This window comes from Cryobacterium sp. Y57 (assembly GCF_002929505.1).
Lineage (GTDB): Bacteria > Actinomycetota > Actinomycetes > Actinomycetales > Microbacteriaceae > Cryobacterium.
The window spans coordinates 32,739-53,244 of sequence record NZ_PJJL01000067.1 but is presented as its reverse complement, the minus strand read 5'-3'; the positions used below and the strand labels follow the sequence as shown (position 1 = coordinate 53,244).

The 20,506-nt window shown below is 61.2% G+C and carries 15 protein-coding genes and 1 pseudogene; 4 read left to right on the top strand and 12 right to left on the bottom strand.

All coding sequences use genetic code 11. The annotated features are described in order from the left end of the window. Window positions 1–11: 11 nt before the first annotated feature. The 9 genes from CXY72_RS09870 to CXY72_RS09830 all read right to left on the bottom strand — a co-directional run bounded on the left by CXY72_RS09870 (window position 12) and on the right by CXY72_RS09830 (window position 10,469). Entirely contained in the window at window positions 12–1,178 is a 1,167-nt protein-coding gene (locus CXY72_RS09870; RefSeq protein WP_233197748.1) for a glycosyltransferase family 1 protein, read from the bottom strand. A gap of 4 nt (window positions 1,179–1,182) precedes the next feature. Further along, a complete protein-coding gene (locus CXY72_RS09865) occupies window positions 1,183–2,142 on the bottom strand; it encodes a GDP-mannose 4,6-dehydratase (protein WP_104127524.1) in 960 nt (319 codons plus the stop codon). 6 nt (window positions 2,143–2,148) lie between these two features. Then, window positions 2,149–3,132: a GDP-mannose 4,6-dehydratase gene (locus CXY72_RS09860; RefSeq protein ID WP_104127523.1), complete on the bottom strand. Its 984-nt coding sequence runs from the start codon at window positions 3,130–3,132 to the stop codon at window positions 2,149–2,151. Window positions 3,133–3,238: 106 nt separating this feature from the next. Next, window positions 3,239–4,699, bottom strand: coding sequence for a DUF4214 domain-containing protein (locus CXY72_RS09855; protein ID WP_158252533.1), 1,461 nt, complete (start codon window positions 4,697–4,699; stop codon window positions 3,239–3,241). A gap of 124 nt (window positions 4,700–4,823) precedes the next feature. Continuing rightward, entirely contained in the window at window positions 4,824–6,329 is a 1,506-nt protein-coding gene (locus tag CXY72_RS09850; RefSeq protein ID WP_104127521.1) for a hypothetical protein, read from the bottom strand. Continuing rightward, a complete protein-coding gene (locus CXY72_RS09845; protein ID WP_104127520.1) occupies window positions 6,316–7,581 on the bottom strand; it encodes a lipopolysaccharide biosynthesis protein in 1,266 nt (421 codons plus the stop codon). The genes CXY72_RS09850 and CXY72_RS09845 overlap by 14 nt, the downstream gene beginning before the upstream one ends. Next, window positions 7,578–8,330, bottom strand: coding sequence for a glycosyltransferase family 2 protein (locus CXY72_RS09840; protein ID WP_104127519.1), 753 nt, complete (start codon window positions 8,328–8,330; stop codon window positions 7,578–7,580). Before CXY72_RS09840 ends, CXY72_RS09845 begins: the two co-directional genes overlap by 4 nt. Beyond that, window positions 8,314–9,387 (bottom strand): UDP-N-acetylglucosamine 2-epimerase, encoded by a 1,074-nt coding sequence (locus tag CXY72_RS09835; RefSeq protein ID WP_104127518.1) that lies wholly within the window; start codon window positions 9,385–9,387, stop codon window positions 8,314–8,316. Before CXY72_RS09835 ends, CXY72_RS09840 begins: the two co-directional genes overlap by 17 nt. Next, the gene (locus tag CXY72_RS09830; protein WP_104127517.1) at window positions 9,384–10,469 is read right to left on the bottom strand and encodes a glycosyltransferase family A protein; all 1,086 of its coding nucleotides are present in this window, start codon (window positions 10,467–10,469) and stop codon (window positions 9,384–9,386) included. Before CXY72_RS09830 ends, CXY72_RS09835 begins: the two co-directional genes overlap by 4 nt. 516 nt (window positions 10,470–10,985) lie before the next feature. Here CXY72_RS09830 and CXY72_RS09825 point away from each other — a divergent pair. From CXY72_RS09825 to CXY72_RS09810, 4 genes and pseudogenes are all read left to right on the top strand, one after another. Beyond that, window positions 10,986–12,503, top strand: a complete 1,518-nt coding sequence (locus CXY72_RS09825; protein WP_158252532.1) for a glycosyltransferase — start codon at window positions 10,986–10,988, stop codon at window positions 12,501–12,503. Continuing rightward, window positions 12,500–13,975 carry a glycosyltransferase gene (locus tag CXY72_RS19270; protein ID WP_146071130.1) on the top strand — a complete coding sequence of 492 codons (1,476 nt, stop codon included), beginning with the start codon at window positions 12,500–12,502 and terminating at the stop codon, window positions 13,973–13,975. The genes CXY72_RS09825 and CXY72_RS19270 overlap by 4 nt, the downstream gene beginning before the upstream one ends. 122 nt (window positions 13,976–14,097) lie before the next feature. After that, a complete protein-coding gene (locus CXY72_RS09815) occupies window positions 14,098–15,042 on the top strand; it encodes an ABC transporter permease (RefSeq protein WP_104127515.1) in 945 nt (314 codons plus the stop codon). Then, window positions 15,042–15,797 (top strand): annotated as a pseudogene (locus CXY72_RS09810) (ABC transporter ATP-binding protein); the annotation flags it as partial. The gene CXY72_RS09815 and the pseudogene CXY72_RS09810, both read left to right, overlap by 1 nt. Window positions 15,798–15,851: 54 nt before the next feature. Here CXY72_RS09810 and CXY72_RS09805 read toward each other — a convergent pair. The 3 genes from CXY72_RS09805 to CXY72_RS09795 all read right to left on the bottom strand — a co-directional run bounded on the left by CXY72_RS09805 (window position 15,852) and on the right by CXY72_RS09795 (window position 20,470). After that, window positions 15,852–17,135: an O-antigen ligase family protein gene (locus CXY72_RS09805; RefSeq protein ID WP_104127513.1), complete on the bottom strand. Its 1,284-nt coding sequence runs from the start codon at window positions 17,133–17,135 to the stop codon at window positions 15,852–15,854. 22 nt (window positions 17,136–17,157) lie between these two features. Further along, window positions 17,158–18,588, bottom strand: a complete 1,431-nt coding sequence (locus CXY72_RS09800) for an O-antigen ligase (protein ID WP_104127512.1) — start codon at window positions 18,586–18,588, stop codon at window positions 17,158–17,160. A 412-nt stretch (window positions 18,589–19,000) separates the two neighbouring features. Continuing rightward, complete coding sequence (locus CXY72_RS09795; RefSeq protein ID WP_233197747.1) at window positions 19,001–20,470, bottom strand: NAD(P)/FAD-dependent oxidoreductase; 1,470 nt, start codon at window positions 20,468–20,470, stop codon at window positions 19,001–19,003. Between the last annotated feature and the right edge of the window lie 36 nt (window positions 20,471–20,506).

Sequence of the window (20,506 nt, the reverse complement as noted above, 5' to 3'; positions counted from 1 at the left end):
GCCGGGTCCAGCTAGATCGCGCGCGCACGGCGATAAGCCAGCGTATGTGTACGTGCGCAGCTGGACCACGTGAAAGACTGTGCCCGTTTCTCGCCTCGCATGGAAAGGTCGGCCTGTCGGTCCGGGGCCGACAGTAGCGCAAGTAATTCTGTGGCAATCGAGACTTCAGTTGGTTCACTATAAGCAACTGCATCTCCCCCGACTTCGGGGAGGGCCAGGCAGCGCGTTGTAAGCACGGGAGTTCCGCAGGCCATAGCCTCGAGCACAGGAAGACCGAAGCCTTCTCCCAGGCTCGGGTAGACCATGACGGCCGCCCCTCCGAGTATTGCGCTCAGTTGGTTGGCGGGCACGTAGCCGAGCGTCTTGACCCGTGCTACAGCGGGCAAGGCCGCAATTTCAGCCTCGATGGTCGAGTCCCAACCCCGCGCGCCCACCAAGACCAGCGGGGGGATCAGAAGACCGGTGCCGGCCATGGACGTGGCGACGAGCCCATACGCTCGAATGAGCGCTGGCAGGTTCTTGCGTGGTTCGAGTGTGCCCAGAAATGTGATCCAACCCGGTTCACCCAGGTCATATTCTTTCGAGACCTGCTGAATCTGTTGCGGTGTCGGCCGATGAAAGACGTCGAAGTCAACTCCGTGGTGGGCTACAACAAAAGTAACGTGGCGGCGGGTGTAACGGTTGACCTCGTCAGCCGTCGCTTGACTCGGCACAATTATTTGTCGGGCCAGGCGCACGGAGATGCGCGTCCACAGGCGGAAGAATGCACCCTTGAGCCGAGTATGTACGTGCGGATCACTGAAGAACGTCGCATCGTGCAGGGTGACGACGCGGGCGCGTGTGGTGAATAGCGGGAGTGTGTAGTGCGGGGAGTGAATGACCGTGGCTCCGCGTCGCCGCGCAAGGGCTGGTAGCTGTAGTTGTTCCCAGATCAGGCGCCGAACCGGGGACTCAATGCCTATCGCCTGTGGCAGTACGGCGGCGTGGGGAGCAATGCTGCGAAAGTGCGCGGCATCGCGCAACTGGCAGGCAATTTCAATACGCCCTCCCAGCTCGCCCAGGAGCCCGTCAACGTATCGGCCCACTCCGCCACGATTGGCGGGCACGGCCGTAGCGTCGAATAAAACGAGCGGATCGCGATTCAGGGTAGCCGGACGGTTGGGAATATGGCGCGTCACGTGATTACGCGAGGAGCTCGAGGTCGTGGGTCACCATGGCGTGAACGGTTTCCTCAAAGCTCAACGTAGGTGACCATCCAAGTGTCTCGCGAATCTTTGAGTTGTCACCCAGCATGATTGGGGCGTCGACAGGCCGGGCGAACCGTGGGTCGAGTTCCACGAGAGATTCCCAGTCCGAGATTCCGGCTGCAGCAAACGCCGCGGTTACGAAGTCGCGAACACTGTGGTCGACTCCGGTAGCCACGATGAAGGTATCTGCGGCATCGGCCTCGGCGATGAGCACGAGCGCATCGACATAGTCTGGCGCCCACCCCCAGTCACGCCGCGCGTCAAGGTTTCCGAGCAGCAACGAGGTTGAATCGCCGTTCACGATGCGGGCTACTCCTCGGGTTATCTTGCGAGTCACGAAGGTCTCGGGGCGCCTTGGAGACTCATGGTTGTAGAGGATGGCCGATGAAGCGAACAAGCCACGGCCCCGATAGACACCGACCAGATGATGCGCGTAGGCCTTGGCCGCGCCGTAGGGGGAGATCGGTGCGATCGGTGTGGTCTCGGTCTGAGGACGTTGCTCGGCAGCGCCGAATATCTCCGAACTGGATGCCTGTACAAAACGGACCGGGCGCCCCAGGCGTTCCTGAAGATCCCATGCTCCAGCGAGCAGGCCGGAAACAGCGAGTCCCGTGACGCGGGCGGTGAGTTCGGGCTGGCTCCACGACTGCGCCACACTGCTGATTCCGGCGAGGTTCACGATTAGGTCGGGTTCGACGACGTCGATTACCGACCGTATGGACGCGATGTCGACAAGATCCCCGGCGTGCACGGTCACGCCGGGGGTGATCTCCTGCTCGTCGGCATGTTTTCCGTCGCGAACGATCGCGTGCACGTCCCATCCGTCGCCGATGAGGCGTTCGGCGAGGTACGAGCCATCCTGTCCGGTGATTCCGGTGACGACGACGGATGCCATATGCGTTTAGGCCACGCTGAGCTTCTGTTCAGCGAGGTCATTGTCGACCATCATCTGAACCAGTTCTGGGAAGCCCACCTTCGGATTCCAGCCGAGGGTCGTGCGCGCCTTGGTGGAATCACCGATCAGTAGGTCGACCTCGGCAGGGCGCATGAAACGAGGGTCCTGCTTGACGTACGGTGCCCAGTCGTCAATGCCCACCCTGCGGAACGCCAGATCGAGGAACTCGCGAATTTCATGGGTTTCGTTCGTCGAGATGACGTAATCATCGGGAGTGTCCTGCTGCATCATGCGCCACATGGCGTCGACGTAGTCTCCGGCAAAGCCCCAGTCCCGGCGGGCATCAATGTTTCCGAGCGTGATGTGCTCCTGGAGCCCTAACGAGATGCGTGCCACGGCCATACTGATCTTGCGTGTCACGAACTCCGGGCCACGACGCGGGGATTCGTGGTTGAACAGGATGCCGGACGAAGCGTGCATGCCGTAGGACTCGCGGTAGTTGATCGTCATGTAGTGGCCGTAGACCTTGGCAACACCGTAGGGAGAGCGTGGCCAGAGAAGAGTGTCTTCCTTCTGTGGGACGGCGTGAACCTTACCGAACATCTCCGAGCTTGAGGCCTGGTAGAAGCGCACCTTATGTGGCTCGTCGTGCGAGTAAAGACGCACGGCTTCAAGGGCGTTCAGTACGCCCAAGCCTGTCACCTCGCTCGTCATGTGAGCGTTTTCCCATGAGTAGGCGACAAAGGAAATAGCACCAAGATTGTAGAACTCGTCGGGCTGCGCAGTTTCAAGCGCCCGCAGAATGCTTGACAAATCGGTCAGATCGCCCGTGAGAATCTTCACGCCCGGAACGGTCTGTTCTACGAGTTCGCGCTTGGGGTTGTTCTGGCCGCGCATGAATCCGTAAACGTCGTACCCCTTGGAGAGGAGCAGTTCAGCGAGATACAGTCCGTCTTGACCGGTGATGCCGGTTATGAGAGCGCGGGGCATAGATTTCCTTTGGATCAGATCCCTAGTTCAGGGGGATGAAGACGGCAGAGACAGATGTTGCTCGGCGCGATGCCGACCGAATCAGCTTAGTAGACGCTTCGAAGCGCTACTGCGGGTAGCGGTTTCGAGCGTTCTGCAAGTACTCTGCACTGCTTAGTACTGCGGAACGAACTGCCTGATTACCATTGGCGATGACCAGGGGCGTCCAACTGCGAATGCCCGCGTCATCTGTCCCGCGCTTGAGGAATTGGGTGTACACCACGGCAATTCTGCGCGCTGCAGATTCTGTCGAATTCCAGATGCCGTTCACGCTGCGTGCTGTGCCGAACTGCGCGGCCTGATCGGCCCAGTAAGAGAGTTCTTGCGGTCCCGCCGAGCGACCCAGCATGTCTTGGTACATCACGTTTGTGAAACCGGCCGGTGTGGAGCCAGCCTTTTCGTAGTATTCCAGACTCTTCATGAAAGTCATCTGAACCTCATCGACGTTGGCCGTACCAATTTTGATGCGGTTCAACCAGTCATTTAGTCCACCCTGGTCGAATTCTCGATGCAACACCGTCGTGTAGGCCAACTTGATTTGGCTTGTGAGGTACTCGTCGCTATACAGGATGGAATTTGCGACCTGAGTTACTGGCCACCCCTGGCCAATGAGGTAGCCGCGCCAAGTCTCCAGTCCCGCCGCGTCGGGGCTGCGCCCGAGAACATCGTTATAGACCGAATGCACGAGAGAGAGGGCGTCTTTGGTGTTCAGTCCGGAGATGGGGGAACCGAACCAGTCGGTGTACATACGCCAGAAGTTTCGGTTGCCGTAGGACGAGCATGAGTCGCCTATGCCATACAAATTGCTCATTGCAGCGCCATTTGGAACGTAGGGCGTGTAGTTGTAGAGCGCGGCAGTGGCCTGATTTGCGATATAGACGGACTGCGTACCGCACTCCGGCCGTGCGGGGTAGTTTGCAATGGTGTTGGTTCGGAAGGCCTTGTACGTGTAATCGCCGGAATTCTTTACATATCGTTGGAAGGCTCTAGCGCCGTGGTACATCTGAAAAAAGAATCCTGAAACCGTGTCATCGCAATCCGATGTGTCGGGGCAGCCATTGCCGGTTGCTGCCCGATAGTTCTGTTGCGACGGATTGTTCCGAGAGACGAGTGTCTGCTCCTTTTCCAAGAGCACGATCAGCGCTTTTGGGCTGATGCCGCAGCTTTCGGCCGTCTTCGTGATGATTGCGGCAGCGGATTCCCAACCGGACCCGACGTAGCCGTTGCAGTAGCGCGCTCCGCTCGGAGCGAAATTGAAGGGATTGTCGGCAGTGATTGTTTGTGTCGCCTGTGCGTAGTCCTTCAGACAAATGTAACCAGCCTGGCACGGCTTGCCATGGTCATTGAGAAACTGTTGCACTTGAGCTTGATTCATCGATGCACTATCGAAGAACAGCGAATCCGAGATGATGTAGCCGGGATTAAAATCTGAGGCAGTTGCGGCTGAAGCCGGAACAGCTCCGAGGCCCATCATCAGTACTATCGACGTTGCCAGAGCGGCAATACTGGCCAGAAAACGATGGATCATGGTCTTATTTGTTCCTAAGCAGGTTCGCATGGGCAAAGTTAAGCGCCGGGGCTGCCGACAATCTTTATAACACTAACTCAGAAGTTCTTCAGACCGAGGCAAAACTATTCCGGGGCTCGGAGGATCAGTTGGCCGGAACCGCGATTGCCAGCCCGCAGAATTCGTCGTCGAAACTTGCTTCGAAGTTGAGCTCGACGTTGGTCGTCACAGATTCTTCGTAGTACTGAGGCCAAGGCTTTTCCAGCCACAACTGCAAGGCCGCACACCGTTCCGCTTCGGAGGAAGTTTCATTGGTCGAGACCGCGGCGAGTTGAGCATTGGACGAATATGCCGACCGCATGAGGTCGCCCAGGGTCCAGTTGACTGCTTGCTGCACCACGACGAAGGCGCACAACAACGGCAGGGCGATCATGCTGGTTTTCAATAGCGCAGTACGGGGGAGAATTAGGATCACAACGGCGAGGAATACAGCGGCGCATACCACTCCAACCGCATAAAAAAGGTACACGAGCCCCGGGGACGTTATTTCCGAGATGTACTTGGGTGTTACCGCGTGGGCCGCGACACTGAGGGCCCACAGGGTGAAGAGTGCCCCGGCCGGCACCCAGAGGCGCCGAGTCGGATCGAGTCGGACGGGGGTGGACTTCCACCAGATGATTGCCAGGCCGATTACGCCCAGGCAAAGCAGGCCGGCGACGACCACGGCCGAGCGGCTGAGCGCGAGAGGGTCAATCCGGTACATGGAATAGGGCCACGCGCCACCCGGCAGGGTGCTGACCATGGAGAAGACCCAGGTGCGCAGGGCGTCTGGGCCGAGCGCCACGGAGGTTCCCGTATAACCGCTCGAGACGGCCGGAGCGGCCAAAAAACGTCCGCCGACGAACACAATGGCGGGAAGCGCCACGCCGACTAAGAGGAGAAGCAGGCTTTTCGTCACGCTCGACCGGGTGCGATCGGCTCGAGGTAGTATCGCGCCCACGTACACCACAGCCGTCGCGGCAACGGCAGCGACCAGCATTTCGTAGTAGAGCACCGCAAAGACGCTGACCACGGCGACAGCCACGGGGCCGCCCCAACGAGAGGTGCCTGGGCTGAGCGCGCGCAGGGCCAGGGCCAGCAACAAGAACGCGACGGCAGCAGAGCCGAATCCGGCCATGCTGTAGGTGGTCACGGGGTCGTTTGACCACGGATGAATCTGCAGGGTAAGGCCGGTGATCGTGGCGACGAGGGCAAAGATCGGCCCGAGCGGAAGCGCGCTGGTGTTCCGCACGAACTTTGCGGCGCACACCACGACATAGCTGGCTGCGAGCGTGGTGAGCCAGATCAGTCCCAACGAGGAGGCAACGTGAAAAAACTGGGGCGTGATCTGAAAGACCACGCTGAATTCGTAGGCCGCGAAGTGGTAAACCGCTCCCAGCAGCTGCCCCACCGGGTTGAAATGTCCAGCCTGCATGCCAGCGGTCCAGCCGTAGGCGATGGAACCAGCCAGGTCGCCGCCGCTCCGAACGAAAGCTTCCTGGAGCGCCTGAAAGTCGTCGCCGACAATGGGAACCCGGGTAGCCGCCAGAAAGCTCAAAGCGAGCATGACTGAGCCGAAGACGGGCCAGACGAGTTTTTTAAGCAGGAGCATCTGAAGCCTCGATGACGTTTTTGCTGGTGAACAGGTGGCGAAGGTAGAAGAGAGCCAGGGTGAGAGCGCCAATCACTCCGATTGCAGCAATCATGGCTTCGACATTTGGTAGGAGGATGCTCGCTGCGATCCATTGGGCTCCGGCGGCCGAGAGCAACACGACCAGTGCCGACTTTGAGCCGGTCGCCGTCAGGCGAATCAACAGGCCCTGGGCCATCGCCCACGGTAGGTAGGCAAGAGTGAGCCACGGAAGAAAACCGACGGCCATCGAGTAACCCGCACCGAAGAGGATGTTCACAATTAATCCACCGAGCACGGTTACCCCGACCAGCATGGCGAGGCCGCCTCCCAATACGGTGAGGAGAACGACGTTGATACCGAATCGAACCGTTTTGTGGTCACCTTGACGGGCCACGAAACGCGGCAGGAGGTACAAAGAGAGCGTGGTGGGAATGAGGAGCATCATCTTGGTCAAGACTGCGGCGGCAGCGAAGGCCCCCGAGACAAGCTCCGTGGTACCGCCGCGCACGAGAATGACATCGATGTTGGTGATCCAGGCGAAAGATATGGTTAGCAACAGCAAGACGACACTGTTCGTATTGAACGGAATCTCGGCGGAATGCACCGACAAACGGCTGGCCTGCCACATAGCGCCCACGGTCACAGCGCAGATCGCTACGAGAACGGCGACGAGCACGGTGACAGCACCCAGACCGGTCGCTATGGCTACAGCTGCGAAAGCAAGTCGAAGAATTTGGGAAACGGTTGACCAGGCCGCCACGGATCGGGCGTCACCGACACCCTGCAAAATGCCTTGGGCTCGAGAAAACAAGAATCCCGGAATGATCGTGAGCGACGCAAGATAGAGCGCGGTAGTGCTCGTGCCGAGCACGTCGGCCAGCGCCGGAGCGGCGACGGCGACCACGATTGTTCCTGCGAGGCCGAGCACCAGCGCCTCAAAGGTTGAACTGTCCAGACCGAAGCGCCGGCGTGGATTTTCGTTGGGCGGCAGGTGCAGGTCTCGGGCGGTCACCACGGCAACTGAGTTCTGCAGGGCGGATGCCCCGATGGACGCGATGTTGACGATGGCCAGGAATGCCGCCAACAATCCAAACGCACCGGGGCCGAGTCCCCGGCCGGTCACAACGTGGAACCCACCGGTCGCCGCGATCCCGCCGATACTCAAGATGCCAACGGTCATGAGCGGAGCCGAGTGCCGTTTCAAAAAGCTCGGGGTCGGCTCGGTTGTCATAGTGATGAGCCTGCTCGTGCCTCGAGGCGGCGCAGATAACGCCGATGCGCGGAGACCTTGGCGAGGTCAGCGAATGCGCCCAGGGCAGAAGAGATTCGGATGGTGCTGGTGAAATCAAAGTTCAGGATGACGGGTGCCTCGACCACCTGAGCGCCGTGGTCCGACAGAGCGGCCAAAAGCTCGAGGTCGAAGGCGAACCCGGTAGCCGTGCAGCGAGCGATAAGGGGTGCCACGAGATCTCGTCGCATCGCCTTGATTCCCGTTTGGGTGTCCCCGAGGTTGAGTCCGGTGGCCAAACGCGTCGCAAGTCGAAAAACACGGCTTGCGATTCGCCGCTTGAGCGGATAACTGACCTGAGATTCCGGGTGCACTTTGGAACCGACGACAACATCGGCCGCGCCACTGTCAAGAAGGGCGAAGAATGCCGGCAAAACGGCCGGGTCGAGATCGAGGTCGCCGTCGATGAAACTCACAAGTGGATGCGCCGTGCGGGCGAAGCCGTATCGCAGGGCGTAGCCCTTGCCCTGATTCTGTGCATACTCAAGCACGGTGAGGTGGGGTAGGCCGATTTTTCTGGCTAGTTCGGCCGTATCGTCGGTGCAGCCGTCGGTGACCACAATGATCTCGTAGTCACGGTCGGTGGTCTGCAGCACCGTTGATAGCCGGGTCAGCGCCTCGACGATGCTCGCTGCCTCCTGGTATGCAGGAACAACGACCGATACCGCCGCCAGTTCAGTCTTGATAACCACGAGAGATGAGGTCCTCTACGATCAGTTCAGAGGGTGATTCCTCCGGCGGGCTAACGGGGCGACGGTACTCGCCGTAGGTGTTAAGGAATGTTGTGAGGGTGTCAACCTTCCACTGCGAGAGAACCGCGTTGTGCCCCAGCCCTTCCGAGCGTTCCGTGGCGATTCGGTGAATCAGGGTAGGAATTCCCAGGAGTGCGGTCTCTTCCTGCACGCCGCCTGAGTCGGTTACGACGAAACTCGCTGAAGTAATCAGTTCTACGAAGAGGGCGTGTGACAGTTTGTCCCGCAACTCGAACTTCGTCGGGTCGAGGTTGGGTAGCAACTCCCGCAAAGCATGGCGTGCGTGGTCGTCCAGAACCAGGAGGAGCTTGAGCGGGGAACTGCTGGCGAGCGACTCCAAGGTGCGGGCGACTAGCGGCGAATTGCTAAGAAATTCAAACCGGTGTAGCAAGACGATGCCGTACGGAGCTTCGAGGTTAGTGCCTTGGCTGGTGGCACGATCGAGAATCGCATCAATGACCGTGTTGCCGTGGGTCGGTACAACGTTTCTACGCCCACGAAGCGCTGCTTCGGCTTCCGGCGATGGTGCGTAGTGGATCTGAGCAATACGACCGACGATGCGCCGATCCAATTCTTCAGGAAATGGGTGTCGCCAGTTGCCCGAACGCAAACCCGCCTCGACATGGGCGCAGTCGGCACCGAGCATGCGAGCGAGCACGGCTCCGACAACGCTTGTCATGGTGTCACCGTGCACGACGATAATGCTCTTTCTGCCGAGCTTACGCCGAGCCCTGCTGAGGTTCACCACCGTCCAACCTACGATGCGGGATAGCCAGAACAGTACGTCCCCCGGCCCGGTCAGTGGGCGGCCGTGCCGGCCATTGACGATGATGCGGTCGGGATTGGGCAGTCCGAGCCCCGGCAGCGCGTCGAGCAGTCGATCAGACTGCTGAAGTGTCAACCATTGCTCAAAGGGGATGCCGCGTTCCGACAACCGTCGCATTATTGGAGCGACTTTAATCGCTTCGGCAGTCGTTCCGTAACAGAAGATGATCATTTGGCCTGTGTCCCACCAGTGGTTGCGAGCGTGCGCTGCACGCTCAGGAGTTTGGTCCCGTGCACTTTCAGACCGCGAACGAGCCCGATCCAGTAAGGAAAGATGAACACGGCGGCGTAGAGAAAGTACGACTGGATTCCTCGGGCTGGGCAGCGTCGCGCGGCGGCCGCAGCGGCCGGGGCAACCAAGAGGAGTACGCAGAAAACGATGAAGCCGGCGGCGAGCAGGATCTGATTGACGGCAACGAGGAATACCAGCGTCGCAAGAATTACCACGGGCGCGACGGCACTCACCGCCAGGGCAAGATTCCAGGGCCAGGACGTGCCGCCAAAGCTGTCGACGAGAAAAGTGCCCCGGCCGAAAGAATGCGAGATGAAGGCCTTGACTGTTGTGCGCGGACGGTAAATAGCCATGAACCCGGGATCAAGACGGATGGGCTGCGCCTCGGCAATGAAGCGAAGAACCTTTGTGTCATCGCTGGCGAGCGCGGCATCCCCGACCGGCCAGGAATGTTCGCAGGCGGCGATCAGAAGTTCGCGAGGTGCGAGAAAGACGCCGGTGCCCTTGGGGAGGGTGTTGTAATTCTGCAAGGTCAGTTGAGTCGGGCGTGGGTGCGCCAAGTAGCCACCCCAAAAGATATGAATTGGAACTTCCCAGAAGTGGCCGACGAGTGAGGATGTTGGGTCGGTCACCGCATGACCATTCCAGACTGTTTCACTGGGGTTATCTCGCTGAACCTGTGCGATGTGGTGGAGTGAATCCGGCGCCAGCAGCACCCGGGAGTCGAGCAATAAAACGTTGCTTCCCTGCGATTCTTGCAGCCCTGTCCACCGCGCGAGGAACCGCCCCTGATTAGATTGGGAAACGACTCGTAAGGGATACGTGTATTCAGGTACGAGCGCTGCGATCACTGCCACGCTGTCATCGGTGGATCCGTCGTCGACGACGATGACCTCGGCTCGCCACGCGGTTTTGGAAAGCGCGACCTGCAATGCGCTGAGCGTCGAAGTGAGCCACCGTGCTGAGTTATAGGACGGGATGATGATGGACAACTCAAAGGGAGTGCCGTGATCCGAACCCAACGATTGCTCCTAGCGATGTGACTTACGACGGCTTGCCCCCGAAGAATCGAGGGCTCGGTCGCACTGGGTAAGTATAACGGCCCGGTTCTCTGAGGCGTCGCAGCCGCTCCAGGGGTGCCAGCGAGATTAGATAGACTCAACCTTTCCGGCACGGCCACATCGCGTGCGAAGCGGAGTGTAATCGTCGACGTGCGGCATCCGCTGCACGAACGAATCAAACTGTTGTTGAAATTGAGGTCGCGTTGTCCGACATAGCCGATGCAGAACTCCAGCTCCGTCGAGAGCGAGATGAGCTTCTTCAAGAAAATGAACAGCTGCGTCAACACACTCTGGAACACTGGGCCGCCGTTGCGAAGTCAGATGCCTCAGTATCCGCCATCGTAAACGGCATGCGCTCTAGCTTGTCTTGGCGCGTTACCAAACCACTTCGCGTGGTCAGGGACATTCAGCTCAAGGCGGCCCGTGTTGGATACCTTCGCGCTCTTTCCAAGTCGAGCGGATATCTCAGGAGGGCCATTGGCAATCGACGCCGCAACTGAGCCAATGTTCATGCCCGGCGATTTGGATGCTCTGCGGGCGCGCCTTCTCGAAGGGTGGCCGCGCCTCGTCGCGGGCGAGTCATTCGCCACGGGGGAATCAACATCATTCATCCTGGACCGCTTGGCACGGGCGCTGTGGGACGATCCGAGCCTTGACCGTGTCTGGCTGGCGTTCGTGATCGTCGCCGGCGCTTTTCCAAGCGCAGAGGAAGTACAGCGCTTTCGGCGGCGGCTCCTCGGGGGCAACGCGGGGGACGCCTTTCTCGTCGTACTCGATTGCACCCTGGCCGGCGCGTGTCGAGAAGGCGGCGTAAAGCGAAAAATTCGAATCGTCTCAGACCGTCCCATTGTGGACGTCGACTTCTCGGCCACGCACGGTCACAACACTGGTATTCAGCGCGTGGTGCGGGAAACCCTCACCCGCTGGGCGTCCAAACGAGTCTTCGAACTCGCCGTCTGGACGGAGTACGGAACGGTCATGCGCGGTGTCACCGAGAAGGAACGTAACCTCGTTCTGAAATGGACCAGCACCATGCGCACTATTCGCCCCGGACTGCGCGCCCTGCACGACGATGAAACGATCGTGCCGTGGAAGACGACAGTCGTCTTTCCGGAGGTTTGCAATATTAGGTCCACCGAAGCGCTGCGTGGCCTTGCCCGGTATTCCGGCAATAAGGTGGTGGCGATCGGCTACGACGCCATTCCCATCGTGAGTGCGGGCCTGGTCACGCGCGAAGACTCCAATAAATATGCGCAGTATCTGTCCGTGGTGAAATATATGAGCAAGGTATTGGCCATCAGCGACTCTGCCGCTGAGGAATTCAAGGGTTTTGCAGACGCTGTGCGAATGCAGGGTATCGCCGGGCCTCAGGTTTTGAGTATTCCGCTGCCGGTGGACACCGTCACGGCCAAGGCTGGCTCGGGCGCCTCGACATCAGCCTTGCCTGTTGTGCTGTCGGTCGGCACGCGCGAGTTTCGTAAGAACCAGACATCTATTCTCGTTGCGGCGGAATTACTGTGGCGCGAAGGCCTGAACTTCGAGCTTGTTTTCGTCGGTGGTGACGCTATCGAGCTGAGCGGTGATTTTCAGGAAGTTCTTGGTTTGGTAAAGAAAAATAAGCGGGCCGTGACGATCATGCTCAATGTCAGCGACGAAACGTTGCTTGAAGTTTATGAGCGTGCTCGATTCTCAGTTTTTGTATCACTGCACGAGGGGTATGGGCTTCCCGTAGGCGAGTCACTTGCGCACAAAACTCCCGTTCTCGCCAGTAACTACGGCAGTGTGGGCGACATCGCCCGCCAGGGCGGTTGCGTCTTGGTCGACCCGAGAGATGATGACGCCATCCGAGAAGCGATGCGGTCGCTTTTGACCGATGATGCGCTCGTTGACTCCTTGAAAAAGGAAATTTTGGCGCGCCCGACACGGTCGTGGGACAACTACGCGGACGAACTGTGGTCTGCATCGCTTTCTGCCGAAGTGGGGGTCGTCGAATGATCATTCCTCCGAAGATGCAGGCGCGCATCGTTCTGCTCGCGCGCACGCTGCGCACCCGGCAGGCCGCATCCACTGACACGATTCGCACTCCGGCAGTGGCCGATGTGAGTCGGCTACTTACCGCGACACCCGATGCACGGCACTTGTGGCTGGCGTGGTCGGTGTTGACCGGCGACTTACCAAGCCAACACGAGGTGCGCTGGGCGCAACGCCAGGTGCAGCTCCTTGGTATCGACCACCTCGTGGGAAAACTGATTTCTCTCGGAGTAAAGGCCACGGCCATTCATGGTGCAACCGTCGAGGTGCTGACCGATTCGGTTTTGGTTGATGTCTTTCACACCTCGCAGACGGAACTCGCGACCGGAATTCAGCGAGTAGCTCGAGAAACGATCAAGCGTTGGGATAGTAATCACAACATCGTGCTCGTGACCTGGACGACAGACGGCCGCGCGCTACGCCCACTTTCAACCGATGAACGTGCCCGTGCACTGTTCGGAACGAAGCCCGCGTCGGCGGTTGAAAATGTTCCACACATTCGAATCGTGCCGTGGGGCGGTAATTACATTCTTCCCGAGCTCGGTGCTGAACCATGGCGCACCGAACGTTTGGGGGCGCTAGCCCAATATTCCGGCACGGATACCGGTGTCATCGGGTTCGACTGCGTGCCCTTGACCTCGGTGGAAACCGTCGGTGAGGGCATGCCGGCCGCATTCGCCGGAAACCTCGGCGCGGTCGCACACATGAATCGGGTCTCGACCATCTCGTACGCGGCCGGGGGCGAGTACTCAGGCTGGAAGAGGATGTTGTCGGCTGCGGGTATTGCCGGGCCGGACATCCAGCCGATCAGCCTGGCATCCAGCTCGGAGAGCGTTTCCGATGATGCTCTCGCTGCGGCGTCAGAACTGTTCGAACTCGAGGCAGACGAACCGCTCGTGCTCGTAGTGGGCAGCCATGAACCGCGCAAAAATCACGTTGCCGTGCTCGCTGCCGCCGAGGCGTTGTGGCTGGAAGGCCTGCGATTTCGCTTAGTCTTCATTGGAGGCAACTCATGGAAGAGTGAGGCGTTCATGTTAGAGGCGAAGCGCCTCGAGGAGAACGGCCGGTCGATCGTGACCGCCTCGGCGATTGCGGACTCCGTCTTGTGGGCGGCCTATCGGCTTGCCCGATTCAGCGTGTTTCCTTCATTCAACGAGGGTTTCGGCCTTCCCGTTGCGGAGTCGCTCAGCTGCGGCACACCCGTCGTGACCTCAAACTACGGGAGCATGCGCGAGATCGCCGACGACGGTGGCGGGGCCTTGCTCGTGGACCCCTACGATGACGACAGCATTGGCACAGCGATGCGCACGCTTTTGACCGATGATGCGGTACTCGCCGAGCTCACCGCCGAAGCCGTGTTGCGGGTGCCGCGCACGTGGGATGCGTACGCCTCCGATTTGTGGACCTACTTCGTCGAGCATGAGGGTATCGCGTGACGAACGGTTTCAGGTGTTGATCCCAGCACGTAGGCTTAAGCGCCATCGCCCGATGGGAAAACGCTGCCCAAGGCATTTATCTCTCGGTCGGTTGGCCGTCGTCCACGATATTCCGGAGCACAATGTCTAGCACCGCGCAAGAACGTTCTGATCGCCTCTCAACTCTTCCGTTCCAAACGTCTTCCTCATCGGACGAAAGCGCTATCGGCGGGTTTTGGGCTTCTATTCGGGAGCTGCTGGCGCACCGCGAATTGCTCGACCTGCTGATTCGTCGTGAGCTGAAAGCTCGCTATAAGGACAGCAGTCTCGGCTTTCTGTGGAGCCTGATCAAGCCGCTGACGTTGCTGCTTATCTACTACGTAGCCATTGGGCAGTTTCTCGGTGCCGCTCGGGGTATCCCCGACTTCGCGATTTTCGTGTTCGCGGGGCTGACTATCTGGGGCCTGTACAGCGAGATCGTGTCCGCCGGAACGATGTCGATCGTGAGCAACGCTGGGTTGATTAAAAAGGTCTACCTGCCGCGGGAAATTTTCCCGCTCGCTGCCACGGGTTCTGCTCTGTTCAATTTTGCCGTGCAGATGTCGGTGCTAATCCTGGCCACGATCGTTCTGGGACAATTTCCAGTTTCCTGGAATCTGCTTTACGTACCCGTCGCGATTGCGATCGTGCTGATCTACGGAATTGCTTTTGCGATTCTGCTCTCGGCACTCAACGTGTATCTACGTGATATCCAGTATCTCGTCGAAGTTGCCATGCTCTTGCTGTTCTGGGCCTCGCCCATCGTCTACGCCTGGTCCTACGTGGTGAACGCTGTCGACGTGCCGTCCTGGCTGCCCAACGTCTTTTTGCTCAATCCGATATCGAACGCGGTACTTGCCTTTCAAAAGGGTATGTGGCAGGCGGGGTCCGAGACCCGTCTCATCGACGGTGTGAGCATCTTGCCGCAGCCGTGGCCCGCTGATCTTGACCTTCGACTGGCTATCGTCGCCGTCGTTGGCTTGGTTCTACTCATCATTTGCCAGCGCGTCTTTCAGAAGCTCCAAGGCAACTTCGCGCAGGAGATCTAATGTCATCGCTTTTCAACCTCCCGGAGATCAAGAACCCGCCTGTCGTCATTCGGGCGAGCGACGTATCCAAGCGATTCGTCATTCGTAAGGACAAATCCTTAAAGGAACGGATCGTGAACTTTGGGCGCTCGCGCCGGCACAAAGAAGACTTCTGGGCGCTGCGAGATATCAAGCTGGAGATCAAAGCAGGCAGTAGCATCGGTCTCGTCGGGGCCAACGGTTCGGGCAAGAGCACCTTGCTGAAGGTGATCGGTGGCATCATTCAGCCGAATGACGGAGTCGTAGAACGACGTGGTCGTCTCGCTGCGCTCCTCGAGCTTGGGGCCGGGTTTCACCCAGACCTCACCGGTCGCGAGAACGTTTTTCTTAACGGGTCCATTCTCGGACTAACTCAGAAGCAGACTGCGGAATACTTCGACTCCATCGTGGAATTTTCGGAGATCGGTGATTTCATCGACACGCAGGTAAAGTTCTATTCGTCGGGTATGTACGTGCGTCTCGCGTTCGCCATTGCAGTGCACGTCGACCCGGATATTCTGCTCGTCGACGAGGTGCTCTCTGTCGGGGATGAGCCGTTTCAAGATAAGTGCATGGCGAAGATTCGTGAGTTTCAGGCGGAAGGGCGCACGATCGTATTTGTGTCCCACTCTGCGGCGCAGGTTGAGGATCTCTGTAATCGCGTCATTGTGTTGTCGCACGGTCAAATCATTTTCGATGGTGCAACAGATGAAGGCATTGTTGCCTTGCGAGAGTCCTTCGGCAAATAACCGAATTCGGTGGGCGAACGTGGCGCTGGCGCGCCCGGGACGTTACGGCGCGTCGGGGTGCGGCTTGTGCGGCAGTGCGTTGCGCCAGCTGAGGCCCTGCGCGGCCTTGACCGCGCAGATGACCAGCAGCAGCCAGCCGAACTCGAACAGAATGGTGCTTTCCGCGGCGCTGGTCACCAGTAGGGTGACCAGAATGAGCGGCGCCCAGACGTATGCCAGCGAGCGCTTGTTCGAGGCGAGCAGCCAGGAACGCACGAAGGCCAGCAGCACCAGGGCGAGAAAGGCGAGAAAGCCGATGAGTCCCACCTGAAAGTACACGTCGAGGTAGGCGTTGAGTCCGGTAGCGTGCAGGCGTCCGGTGGTGAATTCAATCCAGCCGTAGGGTGTGACGTCCTGCGGCCACAATCCGGCCCAGCCCCAGCCCTCGAGCGGGTGCAGGTTCACCAGCCGCCACATCTCGCTCCAGAGCGAGTATCGAACCTCGAACTCGCTGCCGGCGTTGAGGGCGTCGATGATGGGGATGCGTCCGAGCCAGGCGGCGCCGGCGGCGACGAGAGCCGCGCTTAGGAGGCCGAGCTGCAGCTTCCATCGGCCGTCGACGGGGGTGCGGCGCAGGCGATAGAGGGCGAGTGCGGCGACGGTGACGCAGATGGTGACGACCACGATGACGGGGGAGCGGGTGAGCGCCAGGCAGATGCCGGCCAGCCACATGGAGCCGATGCCGAGGCCGCGCGGAATAGACCGGGCGCGCAGCTCCACGTAGAAGGTGACGGCGGCGATGAGAGTGATGAGACCGAACACGTTGCGGGAGCCGAACACGCCCTGAATCGGGCCGAGCTGGGCGATGTTGCCGGCCACACCTAGAAAAACGATCGGCAGGTCGAGCAGCAGCCCCGAAAGCACTTCGAGCACGATGGAGAGGGCGAGGAGCGCCCGCAGCACGTCGCCGGTGGCGCGCACCACCTGGAAGGTGTCGCGCACGAGGGCTACGTAGATGGCGAGGAACCCCACGGTGATCTGGTAACTGACGCCGATGATGGTCTCGGAGACGTAGCCGCTCCACACGCCGGAAAGCGCGCACCAAGCCACGAACACGATGATCGAGATGGGCAACAGACCGTGCCACTCCACGATCGGGCGGCGGGCGAGCAGTGAGAGCACGGCCAGCACGATGAGGCCGCCGAGAATGCCGATGAGACCGGGCCAGCCCACCACGCTGCGCAGCAGGTGGGTGCCAAACGCGGTGGCCAGAATGGCGAGCGTGAGCGCGGCCGCGAATTTCGGCGACGCCAGCACGCGCCGCAGGGCATCGGGCAGGGTGGGCATCCTCTAATTTACCGCGCTGGCGTCAGGGCATCGGCCTTGGCGCGTGCTGCTGCCGCTTGGTGACCACGGCCAGCACGATGAGAATCACCCACCCGCTCTCGATGAGCAGGCGGCTTTCGGCGATGCTTTGCGCGATCAGCGCGGCGAGCAGCAGCAGCGGCAGCAGGGCCGACACGGCGAACGGTTCGGTGTCTTTCACGCCGAGACGGGGCCGATCGACGGCGAGAAACCAGGCCCGCCACAGGGTCGAGCCGACCAGCGCGGCGAACAGAATCACGCCGACGATGCCGAGTTGCAGCCAGACGTCAAGCCAGGCGTTGTGCGCCTGCAGGTAGGTGACGCCCTTGCGCACGGCGAGGCCGTTGAACGGTTCCACCCACGGCACCCAGTAGCTCACCCAGCCCCAGCCGAACACCGGTCGTTCCAGGGCGAGCTGGGTGACGCTGGCCCAAATATCGAAGCGTCCGGTGAGGTCGTCGCTGCGACCAAGCAGCCCGAACAGCTGCGAGGAGAACAGGGCGAGGGCTGCTCCCACCGCCAGAACGGATGCCGCCGCCACGACATACAGCGGCCGCCGGTGCTGATCGTGCACCCGTCTGGCCCAGAGCGCGAAGATCAAGGCGGCGACGACCGCGACGAGCGACACCGTGACCGTGGCGGAGCGGGTGAGCAGCAGCATGCCGACGGCCAGCGCCAGCCAGATCAGGCCGGCGTTGCGCTTGACGGTGCGGGCTCGCAGCTGCACGATGAAAACGATGATGGCTGTGAGCGCGATGAATCCGAGCAGGTTGCGATTGGCGACGATACCCTCGATCGGGCCGCCGTTCAGCAGCAGGCCCCGGCTCCAGTAGAACGCGTTCGGCACGTCTTGGGTGCCGTAGTCGACGAAGAACGGCAGCACTTCGTGTTGTACGACAACGGCCACGAACAGCTCGAACACGAGGCTCAGCGCGAGCACCCAGCGCAGCGCGGCGGCCAGGGTGCGCAGCAGCTCCGGCCAGGTGAGGGTGACGGCCAGAAACAGGGCGGCGAGGGTGGTGATGAGTTGCAGGGTGATTCCGAGAGCGGATGCCCCCGGGTAGTACGACCACGCGATCGACAGGGTGGCCAATAGCAAGAACGCGGTGATGGTCTTGGGAAACTTGCGCCAGTTCAGGGGCGGGGCCAGGGCCGCCTGGTAGGTATGGCCGCGGGCGATGTCGCGGTCGGTGGGGGTGTCGTCGGGTGTTGCGGCGTTCACTGCGGCGTTCACTGCGGCGTTCAGTGCGGCGCGATTGCGGGCATTGGTACGTTGGGTGCCGAGGCCGATGATGCTGCCGGCGACCACGATCACGGCGATGGCGCCGAAACCCCACCAGCCGCCGAGGTTGCGCCAGAACTGGCCGGCCAGAACGGTGAACCAGACGAAGGTCGCGAAGAGTCGAATGACGAGACGACTCTGCACGGCGGACATGGTTTCAGATTACCGGTGTTGGTGCGCCGGGTTCCCCGCCGCTAGTCGGCGTGAACCTCGGCCGGGTCGACGAGGCGGCGCAGCGGCTCCGTGTTGCGGTAGCCGATGCCAGGCCGTTCAGGCGAGTGGGAACGAGGCGGGCTGGGCCGGCGGCGTCTTCGCTCAGGCGCACGGGCATCCGCTTTGTGCGCGCCGTGAAGACCTGTTCGGGGTTTCGGGGTGGCTGAGTGGTCAATGAGCGGCCCGCGATCAGGCTCGTCGCTACGGGCGACGGCGCATAACTCCTGCAATTCGTAAGGTTGTTCACATGACTTGCCCGAAATTACGGGGGCCTCATCCCGAGCAGCTAGAAATTGCAGGAGTTATGCGCGGCACCCGACTGTTCCTGGTCGACTCGGCAGCGGGATGGACCCTAGTCGCCCTTGCGGGGAGTGAGGTCGGGCGGGTCAACGATGTTGTATTCGTGGGCCAGGGCGCTCAGGGCGGCGCGGTAGCCGCACATGCCGTGTACGCCTGGTCCGGGCGAAGTCGACGAGGAGCACAGGTAGACACCGGCGAGTGGGGTATGCCACGGGTCGCCGGAAAGCACCGGGCGGCGCACGAGCTGGGTCATGCTGATCGCTCCGGCCGCGATATCGCCGCCCACGTGATTGGGATTGTGGTTCTGCATTTGCGCGGCGGTCTGGCTGTAGGAGGCGAGGATGGTGTCGCGAAATCCCGGGGCGAAGCGTTCGATCTGCCGGGTGATCTGCTCGGTCTGATCGTGGGTGGAGCTCGCCGGCACATGCGTGTAGGCCCAGAGCGTGTGTTTTCCGGCGGGAGCGCGGGTCTCGTCGAGAATGCTTGGCTGAGCGGCGAGCACATAGGGGAACTCAGCGTGCCGTCCGCGGGCGACGGCGTTTTCGGCGCGGGCCTGGTCGGCGCGGGTGCCACCCACGTGCAGGGTCGGCGCTCGCCGCAGGTCTGTCGCGGTGAAGGGAACCGGTTCGGAGAGTGCGAAATCCACCTTCGCGACCGCGTTGCCATAGCGAAAGCTCCTGAGGGATGCGGCGTAGCGAGCGGGCAATGCCCCGTCGGCAAGGTCGACGAGGGCGCGCGGCGTCACGTCCAGCAGCACGATGCGGGCCGACGGCAGCTCTTTCAGGCTGGTGATGTCGGCATCCGTCACGATTTCGCCGCCGTGCGCGAGCAGATCGTCGGCGAGAGCCTGCACGATGGCGCCGCTTCCTCCGATCGGAATGGGCCAGCCCCGAGCGTGTGCGTGCGCGGCCAGGGTGAGCCCGGCGCCGGCGGTGGAGGGGCTCGGCAGCCGCCCGATCGAGTGGGCGAACGTTCCGGTGAGCAGCGCCGGCGCGGTCACGCCGGAAAAGCGCCAGTTCCAGGCCGGGCTGCCCTGCTCGAGCGTGCGCAGCCCGAAGCGGGCCAGCATGAGCGGATGCCGCGGCACGCGCAGCAGCGCATCCCCGGTGAGCTCGGCGATGGCGTGGATGTTCTGCACGAGCGGCCCCAGCAGCCGCAGCCAGGCCGGACCGTCGCGCCCGAGGCTGGCGGCGGTGCGTTCGATATCGTGCCAGGCCACGCCGGCGCGGCCACCGGGCAGCGGATGCCCGAAGGAGATCTCGGGAACTTTAAGTTCGATGCGGTCCTTGAGGCCGAACTTCTGAAAGAACTCGGAGGCGAGCGCGAGCGGATGCACGGCGCTCCCCACGTCGTGGCGAAACCCGGGCAGGGTGAGTTCGGCGGTCGCCGCCCCGCCGCCAATCTGCGGGTTGCGCTCGTAGACGCGCACCCGGAGGCCGGCGCGGGCGAGGGTGACGGCGGCGGCGAGGCCATTCGGGCCGGATCCGACGACGATCGCGTCGAGCCCCTGGTCGGTGGTCACTCCGGGCCGCGCTGCTGTGGTCTCATTCCGACACCG

Bases quoted from the DNA above. Each gene is read 5' to 3' on its own strand.
- CXY72_RS09815 (WP_104127515.1), top strand. From the start codon at position 14,098: ATGTCTAGCACCGCGCAAGAACGTTCTGATCGCCTCTCAACTCTTCCG.
- CXY72_RS19270 (WP_146071130.1), top strand. From the start codon at position 12,500: ATGATCATTCCTCCGAAGATGCAGGCGCGCATCGTTCTGCTCGCGCGC.
- CXY72_RS09805 (WP_104127513.1), bottom strand. From the start codon at position 17,135: ATGCCCACCCTGCCCGATGCCCTGCGGCGCGTGCTGGCGTCGCCGAAA.
- CXY72_RS09860 (WP_104127523.1), bottom strand. From the start codon at position 3,132: ATGCCCCGCGCTCTCATAACCGGCATCACCGGTCAAGACGGACTGTAT.
- CXY72_RS09800 (WP_104127512.1), bottom strand. From the start codon at position 18,588: ATGTCCGCCGTGCAGAGTCGTCTCGTCATTCGACTCTTCGCGACCTTC.
- CXY72_RS09850 (WP_104127521.1), bottom strand. From the start codon at position 6,329: ATGCTCCTGCTTAAAAAACTCGTCTGGCCCGTCTTCGGCTCAGTCATG.
- CXY72_RS09855 (WP_158252533.1), bottom strand. From the start codon at position 4,699: ATGATCCATCGTTTTCTGGCCAGTATTGCCGCTCTGGCAACGTCGATA.
- CXY72_RS09865 (WP_104127524.1), bottom strand. From the start codon at position 2,142: ATGGCATCCGTCGTCGTCACCGGAATCACCGGACAGGATGGCTCGTAC.
- CXY72_RS09845 (WP_104127520.1), bottom strand. From the start codon at position 7,581: ATGACAACCGAGCCGACCCCGAGCTTTTTGAAACGGCACTCGGCTCCG.
- CXY72_RS09835 (WP_104127518.1), bottom strand. From the start codon at position 9,387: ATGATCATCTTCTGTTACGGAACGACTGCCGAAGCGATTAAAGTCGCT.